The sequence below is a fragment of the Pseudomonas turukhanskensis genome, from assembly GCF_027922365.1.
Lineage (GTDB): Bacteria > Pseudomonadota > Gammaproteobacteria > Pseudomonadales > Pseudomonadaceae > Aquipseudomonas > Aquipseudomonas turukhanskensis.
In genome coordinates, this window is record NZ_BSFN01000051.1 from 1 (window position 1) to 1,207 (window position 1,207).

Genomic DNA, 1,207 nt, shown 5'->3' on the forward strand with positions numbered 1-1,207 from the left:
GGGACTGTCAGATTTTTTGTGTGCGGGCCGGTAACGGCCTGCCGTTAGGCAGGCCATGCTTTTACCAGGTTGGCCTGATAAATCGATCTCCGTACAGAATCGCGAATTGATTCATCGCACTTTTCCAGTCATGGGCCGCTGAGCCCCAGTTTGCTGTGATATTGCGCAGCCCAAGCCAGATCAGTTTTGTTGCCGCATCGTCGGTCGGGAAGTGACCTCGGGTTTTGATGATCTTGCGCAGTTGAGCGTTGATGCTCTCGATGGCGTTGGTCGTGTAGATCACTTTTCGGATCGCAGGCGGGAAAACGAAAAATGGGATCACACGATCCCAAGCGCGGCGCCAAGCAGCCACTACCGTCGGATACTGCTTGCCCCATGGCCCGCTTTCAAACGCATCCAGCGCCTGCTCGGCAGCTTCGGCGGTGACTGCCTGATAGATCGGTTTGAGCGCCTTGGCCAGTTCACGACGCTTATCCCAAGCCGCGTAATCAAGACTGTTACGGATCAGGTGAACAATGCATGTTTGCAGTGTCGTTTCTGGAAATACGGCGCTGAGGGCTTCTGGCATGCCTTTAAGGCCATCGGTCACAGCAATCAACACGTCTTCGACGCCGCGTGTCTTAAGGTCGTTGAAAACCTTCATCCAGAATTTGGCGCCCTCGGAAGTTTCGATCCAAATGCCGAGAATATCGCGTGTTCCGTCAGGCAAAACACCCAGGGCCAAGTAGATCGCTTTATTGCGAACCAGCCCCTCTTCGCGGATTTTGACTCGCAGCGCATCGAAAAAAATAACCGGATACATCGGCTCCAAAGGACGCTGTTGCCATGCACCGATCTCTGCCATGACCTCATCGGTTACAGAGCTGATGAAGTCGGGAGAAACGTCCGTACCGTACTGCTCGGAAAGAAACGCACGGATTTCTCTGACAGTCATTCCGCGGGCATACATGGCGATGATCTTGTCGTCGAATCCGGTGTAACGGCGCTCGTGCTTGGGAATCAGGATGGGAGAAAAACTGCCGTCACGGTCGCGAGGAATATCCAGTCGGAGCGGGCCATCACCAGTTAGAACAGTCTTGCCGCTTTTACCATTGCGCTGGTTGGTTTCATCCTCTGGGCGCTGCGCGCCCGGCGGATAGCCCAGGTGGTGGCCAAGCTCAGCACTCAGGGCTCGCTCGATCAAGGCCTTCTTGAACGCCGCAGAGGC

At 55.3% G+C, this 1,207-nt stretch carries 1 protein-coding gene; it reads right to left on the reverse strand.

The features are described from left to right. Positions 1-61 precede the first annotated feature (61 nt). A partial coding sequence (locus PKE98_RS26890; RefSeq protein WP_271198555.1) for an IS256 family transposase occupies positions 62-1,207 on the reverse strand: 1,146 nt, incomplete at its 5' end.